This is a genomic window from Pseudoalteromonas luteoviolacea (genome assembly GCF_001696455.1).
In the GTDB taxonomy this organism is placed as follows: domain Bacteria; phylum Pseudomonadota; class Gammaproteobacteria; order Enterobacterales; family Alteromonadaceae; genus Pseudoalteromonas; species Pseudoalteromonas luteoviolacea_C.
The window spans coordinates 1-381 of sequence record NZ_MAUJ01000061.1; the positions used below are offsets into that span (position 1 = coordinate 1).

A 381-nucleotide genomic window follows, 5' to 3' on the forward strand; every position below is an offset into this window, starting at 1 on the left:
CCTTAACGATTTAGAACAGATTTGTTCGAAGTGTCCACACAGATGATTGTTAGTTAGCTTTTGTAAGCTAATTAATATTGCTCTTTAAAAATTTGGAAAGCTGATAATTAAATTCTCGAATAACAAGTAATTGTTATTCAGAGTTTTCGAAAGAAAATGCCGATTAATCATTTAGTTGATTAATTAGCGTCTACTTTAGTATTACTTAACTTCTGGCGAAGTTAAAACTGTCTTTAGCAGTACAACTTAAAACTATTTTGGGTTGTATGGTTAAGTGACTAAGCGTACACGGTGGATGCTTGGCAGTTGGAGGCGATGAAGGACGTACTAACTTGCGATAAGCTAAGTCAAGCCAGTAAGAGGCACTTGAGACTTAGATTT

1 rRNA gene is annotated in these 381 nt (G+C 34.6%); it reads left to right on the forward strand.

Annotated elements, in window-relative coordinates:
* Nucleotides 1-268 precede the first annotated feature (268 nt).
* Nucleotides 269-381 (forward strand): 23S ribosomal RNA (locus A7985_RS25505); the annotation flags it as partial.